The organism is Longimicrobium sp., from assembly GCF_036280135.1.
GTDB lineage: Bacteria > Gemmatimonadota > Gemmatimonadetes > Longimicrobiales > Longimicrobiaceae > Longimicrobium.
Window position 1 is genome coordinate 1 of record NZ_DASURI010000969.1, and the last position, 5623, is coordinate 5623.

The following is a 5623-nucleotide window of genomic DNA, read 5'->3' on the forward strand; positions in this document are numbered from 1 at the left end:
CTCCGCACCGTCCGCGTCCCGCGGCCTTTTTTACACAGGTGAACTTTATGAGACAAAGTGATGTCGCCGGTGGGGCGGTCCCGAGCGTGGACGTGCTCGTGGTGGGGGCGGGGCTGGCGGGGCTGGAGTGCGCGCGCCGGCTGGGCGAGTCCGGCGCGCGGGTGCTGCTGGCCGACCGCAAGCCCACCGTGGACCACGCGGTGCACACCACGGGCATCTTCGTCCGGCGGACGCTGGAGAGCTTCGCGCTGCCGGACGACTGCCTGGGCCCGCCCGTGCGGCGCGTGGCGCTGTACTCGCCCCGCGGACGCGGGTTGACGCTGGAGAGCCCCCACGACGAGTTCCGCGTGGGCCGCATGGGCGCGCTCTACTGCTGCGCCCTGGACGCGTGCCTGCGCGCCGGCGTGCAATGGGCGCCGTCGACGCGCCTCGCATCGCTCGAGGCGGACGGGGACGGCTCCGTGGCGGTCCTGGAGCGCGACGGCGGGCGGGAGCGGCTGCGGACGCGCTTCGTGGTGGGGGCGGACGGCGCGGTGTCGCGGGTGGCGTCCGCGCTGGGGCTGGACGAGAATCGCGCGTGGATCGTGGGCGTGGAGGAGGTGTTCCACGGCGTGCGCACGGGGCACGATCCCGCGTTCCACTGCTGGATCGATCCCGAGGTGGCGCCCGGATACATCGCCTGGGTGGTGGACGACGGCGAGGAGGTGCACGTGGGCGTGGGCGGATACGCGGCGCGCTTTCAGCCGGCGGAGGCGCTGCGCCGATTTCACGCCCGCGTGGCGCCGCGTTTCGGGCTGGAGGGCGCGGTGCCGTGCGAGCGGCGCGGCGGGCGCATCCCCGTGGGCGGGGTGCTGCCGCGCATCGCCTGCGCGCGCGGGCTGCTGACGGGCGACGCGGCCGGCGCGGTGTCGCCGCTGACGGCGGGCGGGCTGGACCCGTGCATCCGCCAGTCAGCCCTGGCCGCCGAGGTGACGATGGACCTGCTGGCCACGGGCAACGCGGCCGCGCTGGCCCCGTACGACGGCGCCGCCCTGCGCGCCCGCTTTCGCACGCGCCTGCTCATCCGGCGGGTGCTGTCGGCCGTGCGCTCGCCCGCCGCGGCCGAGCTGGCCGTCGCGGCGCTGCGGCTGCCGCCGTTCCGCGCCGTGGCGCACAAGGTGTTCTTCGGCCGCGGATCGTTCCCCGACGTGGCGCGCCAGCCCTACGGCGTGAGCACCACCGCGCAGCTGTCATCTTGAGAGATGTCGAACAACCCGGATGGCCCAAACGCGTCATTCCGGGGGGGATGTTGAATCGCCGGATGGGCCAGAAGCGTCATCTTGAGGAGCCGCCGCGTAGACCCTCGTGCGTACGTGGTCCATGGCGGCGACGAAGGATCTTGCCCGCGAAGCTCGGGGGTGACCCTCGTGCACAAAAGTCCGCCTCCGAGTCTCGCACACAAGATCCTTCGGTCGCGCCAAAGTGTTGCGAGCGTCCATGTGTGCGCGGCGCTCCCTCAGGATGACGCATCGCGAACGCGGGTTCCTGAACCGCCTTTCACAACCAGTCATGCGGCGCTGCGTGCGCCGTTCAACCTCCCCCCGGGGTTATTGGGGGAGGTGGGCGAGCTCCGCGAGCCCGGAGGGGGCGCAACGCGTGAGGCCGGCTCCGCGCCTGGGAGCCGGCCTCACGTTTCGCTGGATGACGCATCCGGCGATGCGCAGCGTCCAATGCTACTCCATCTGCGTGCTGATCCACCACGTGGTGCCGCCGGGGTCGCGGACGCCGCCGCGGCGGTCGGGATCGTCGCCGCGCTCGGGCGGCCGGACGGACTCTCCGCCGGCCTCCAGCGCGCGGCGATACGCATCATCCACGTCGGGAACGTAGACGTGCACGTGCGCCGGCTGCGGAGGATAACCCTCGCCGCCGTCGGCCAGCATCACCACCGTGTCGCCCACGCGCACCTCCGCGTGCCGCACGCCGCCCTCGGGGTCGTCGAAGCGCCGCAGCCGCTCCGCGCCGAACACCTGGACGAGGAAGTCGATCGTGCGGGCGGCGCCGTCCACGATCAGGTACGGCGCGGCGTCGGTGTAGCCGGCCGGCTTGTAGGGAACGCTCATCGGATGTCGGATTCGTGGGATGCGGATCAGGCGGACGCGGGGCGCAGGCCGTCGACCCAGGCCCGCGTGGCGTCGGCGAACTCGTCCAGCACCTGCGGGTCCGTGCGGCCGGACGACTTGAGCACGTGAAAGCTGTGGTCCGCCGCCTCCAGCCAGTGCATCCGCCAGTTAGGGCCCACGCGGGTCAGCACCTCCTCCATCAGCGCGCGCGTGCACAGCTCGTCGCGCGTGCCGTTGAAGCAGAGGACGGGCATGCGGATGGACGGCAGGTGCGCGTCCCGCAGCTTGTGCGGCTGGCCGGCCGGGTGCAGCGGATAGGCGAGCAGCAGCAGCCCGTCCGCGTCGAAGCCGTCCGCCGCCAGCATGGACGCCGCGCGCCCGCCCATGGACCGCCCGCCGATGAGCAACAGGTCCGGCTCAAGCTCCTGCCGGATGCGATCGACGACGGCAGACACGACCTCCATGCAGCGCGGCATGGGATCCGGCCGGCGCGAGCCGCGCTCCGTGTACAGGAAGTTGAAGCGCACCGTGCCGATCCCGCGCGCCCGCAGCGCCGCGCACGCGGCCACGTTCGCCTTGTCGGACATGCTGCCGCCGGCGCCGTGCGCGCACGCGAACACCACGCGCGGCCCGTCGCCCGGCGCCGCGGGATCGTACGCCGCGCTCGTCTCCTCCTCGCCGACGTTCACCCGCCACGTCACGCTCTGCTCGTCCGCCACGCGTCCTCCGTTCCGCTGGGATCCATCCGCCGGGGCCATCCAAGGTCACGCGTGGAGCGCCGGTTCGCCAGGGGCGACGAGAGGCAGCGAATCCGGCTCCGGGTCGTGCGTGCGAAAGGCGGCGCTGGCCTCGTACGCCGTCCGTCGCGCGCGCATCACGCTGCCCAGGGGCCGGTGGTCCGCCAGGCCGTGCCAGGGGGAGAAGGCCAGCCGCTCGATGGCCTCGCTCGTCCGCCGGGCGTGCGCGTCGCCGTCCACGTCGCAGCGGGGGATGACCAGCTGCGCCACGCGGACGGCCTCGCTGTTCCAGGCCACGGACGTGTCCTCGATGGGCGTCCGCCGGTCATCGACGAAGAACTGGGCCATGAAGTCGAACGCCAGGTCGCCCGCGCGAAGCCGCTCCGCCAGCTCCTCGCGCAGAAAGTCCGGCGTGCGGGCGCGGGGCAGGTGCGGCGCCGTGCCCTCCGCCGGCTGAACGGTGAACTTCGCCGCGTACGGGCCCCACTGGACGGGCGCCGTGCCGCCGAACCGCTCCGTGGCCATGCTGTGCACGCTGGGGATGCTGACGGTGCGGACGAGCGCGACGAGGATCCGCAGCGCCTCGCGCAGCCCCAGCCGGCGCGCCATCTCGCCGAAGCGCGGCTTGTCGCGTCCACGCGTGGCCTCCACGACGGCGACGAACTGGCGGATGTCGCGCACCGTGGAGGTGAGCGAGTGGCTCGTGGCCAGAAAGTCCTGCGTGGCCGCGTCGTGCCCCGGCAGCCGCGCGCCGTGCACGCCCAGCAGCTTGATGGCGATGCCCCGCGGCTCCTTGGTGGAATCGGGGTTCACGCGAAAGTGCCCGTTGGAAAAGCGGACGACGGCGGGATACGTCGCCGGCTCGCGGAACACGCCCTGGCGCGCGAAGTCGGGCAGGTCGGGGAGCACGTGGAACGCGGCCTCCGCGCCCAGGTGGATCTTGGCGTGAAAGCCGCGCAGCGTCCGCCCGTCCCGCGCCGTGTCCTCCTGCTGCTGGCGGATGGTGCGGAGAAAGTCCGCCACGAGCCGGTCTTCGTCGGGAAGGACGGTCTCGTTCCACTCCGTGCCGGGCGTGCCGATCGGGCGCATGAAGGTCTCCGGGGATGAAGGCGGGGTGGGGAAACCGCATGTGGCGGATGGGGGGGATGCGTGATGGTGGACGGGCATCCCCCTTGAAGGTTTGGCGCGACGATGGCAACCTAGTGAGTGGAGCGCCGCTGACCAAGGCCGGCGTGGCGGGCGCGGGGCCGGCCGCGTCAGGAGACGGTGGCCCGGTGCGTTATGAATGCAGGACGACCCGCGGAGGGTGGGTTGCAAGGCCCGAACGATCGCATGACTCCAGAACTGTCTCACTCCGTGCCGGGGCGCCGCGCGCCGCGGTTCGCCTGGGTGCCCGACGCGCTGACCATCACGCGGCTGGCGGCGCTGCCCGTGCTGTGGGTGCTGGCCGCGCTGGGGATGCGCGAGGCACTGGCGGCCGGTGCCGCGGCGGCCGCGTTCACCGACGTGCTGGACGGGATGATCGCGCGGCGGCTGCGCGTCACCAGCCGGCGGGGCGGTGCGCTGGACTCGCTGGCGGACCACCTGCTGAGCACGTCGCTCGTCGTGTGGCTGTTCCTGTTCTGCCCGCACTTCTTCTCGGCGGAGGGCGTGCGGCTGCTGGCGTGGGCGGGCTTCGCGCTGCTGGCGCTGGCCGTGGGATGGATCCGCTTTCGGCAGGTGGGCAACCTGCACCTGTACAGCGCCAAGGCCGCGGGCGTGGCGGGCTACTGCTTTGGCCTGCTGCTTCTCTACACGGGCCAGTACAGCGGCCGCGTGTGGATGGCCGTGCTGACCCTGGCGTGGTTCGCGGGCGTGGAGTCGCTGGCCGTGATCCTCACGCGCCGCGACGTGAACGACCACCGCGGCTCCATCCTCCTGCCGCGCAAGGACTGAAAGATTGTCTCACGCAGAGGAAGCAGAGGCAGCAGAGGACGTTCGTCGCGCGATGAAGTCCTCTGCTGCCCCTGCTCCCTCTGCGTGAAAATATCTGTTGATTTTGCGGAACGCGGTGCCGGCTGATCGGTACAGGTGCGCGGTATCGTTGGACTTACGTGCATCCAGAGGATTGAGGATGACCATCGTTTCCGCCGCGCCGGACGTGGGCCTGCAGCCGCTGGTGGACCTGCTGCGCGGAAAGCGCGCGGTGGTGCTGGCCGGCGCCGGGTGCAGCACCGAGTCCGGCATCCCCGACTACCGCGGGCCGGAGGGCAGCCTGCGCACGCGCAAGCCCATGCAGTACCAGGACTTTGTCCGCAGCGAGGCCGCGCGGACGCGCTACTGGGCCCGCGGCACCGTGGGCTGGACGCGCTTCAGCGCCGCGCGGCCCAACGCTGCGCACCACGCCCTGGCGGTGCTGGAGGACGCGGGCGTCGTGCGGGGCATCATCACGCAGAACGTGGACGGCCTGCACCACGCCGCCGGCAGCCGCCGCGTGATCGAGCTGCACGGCTCGCTGGCCGCCGTCCGCTGCCTGTCGTGTGACGACCGCACCCCGCGCGACGCGTTTCAGCGGCGGCTGCTGGCGATGAACGCCGCCTGGGCCGCGCGGCTGGACGGCGAGGTGGAGCAGGCGCCCGACGGCGACGCCGAGCTCCCCGCGTGGGCCATGGAGGCGTTCGTGGTCCCCCCGTGCGAGGCGTGCGGGGGCGTCATCAAGCCGGACGTGGTGTTCTTTGGCGAGAACGTACCGGCGGCGTGGGTGGAGGACGCGTGGCGGCTGTTCGGCGAGGCGGACGTGCTGCTGGT

The 5623-nt window shown here is 72.5% G+C and carries 6 protein-coding genes; 3 read left to right on the forward strand and 3 right to left on the reverse strand.

Features of this window, described 5'->3' with window-relative positions:
* Window positions 1–47 precede the first annotated feature (47 nt).
* Entirely contained in the window at window positions 48–1238 is a 1191-nt protein-coding gene (locus VFZ20_RS31125; protein WP_329687873.1) for an NAD(P)/FAD-dependent oxidoreductase, read from the forward strand.
* 474 nt (window positions 1239–1712) lie between these two features.
* Here the strand turns inward: VFZ20_RS31125 and VFZ20_RS31130 are convergent, their stop codons facing one another.
* From VFZ20_RS31130 to VFZ20_RS31140, 3 genes are read right to left on the reverse strand one after another with little or no spacing between them, the layout of a single operon-like run.
* Entirely contained in the window at window positions 1713–2099 is a 387-nt protein-coding gene (locus VFZ20_RS31130; protein WP_329687874.1) for a VOC family protein, read from the reverse strand.
* A gap of 26 nt (window positions 2100–2125) precedes the next feature.
* The gene (locus VFZ20_RS31135; RefSeq protein ID WP_329687875.1) at window positions 2126–2818 is read right to left on the reverse strand and encodes an alpha/beta family hydrolase; all 693 of its coding nucleotides are present in this window, start codon (window positions 2816–2818) and stop codon (window positions 2126–2128) included.
* 45 nt (window positions 2819–2863) lie between these two features.
* Complete coding sequence (locus VFZ20_RS31140) at window positions 2864–3925, reverse strand: hypothetical protein (RefSeq protein WP_329687876.1); 1062 nt, start codon at window positions 3923–3925, stop codon at window positions 2864–2866.
* Window positions 3926–4168: 243 nt separating this feature from the next.
* Here VFZ20_RS31140 and VFZ20_RS31145 point away from each other — a divergent pair, with 243 nt between their 5' ends.
* Both VFZ20_RS31145 and VFZ20_RS31150 read left to right on the forward strand, forming a co-directional pair.
* The gene (locus VFZ20_RS31145; RefSeq protein WP_329687877.1) at window positions 4169–4771 is read left to right on the forward strand and encodes a CDP-alcohol phosphatidyltransferase family protein; all 603 of its coding nucleotides are present in this window, start codon (window positions 4169–4171) and stop codon (window positions 4769–4771) included.
* 178 nt (window positions 4772–4949) lie between these two features.
* Window positions 4950–5623: Sir2 family NAD-dependent protein deacetylase (locus tag VFZ20_RS31150; RefSeq protein WP_329687878.1), on the forward strand; the 674-nt coding region annotated here is incomplete at its 3' end.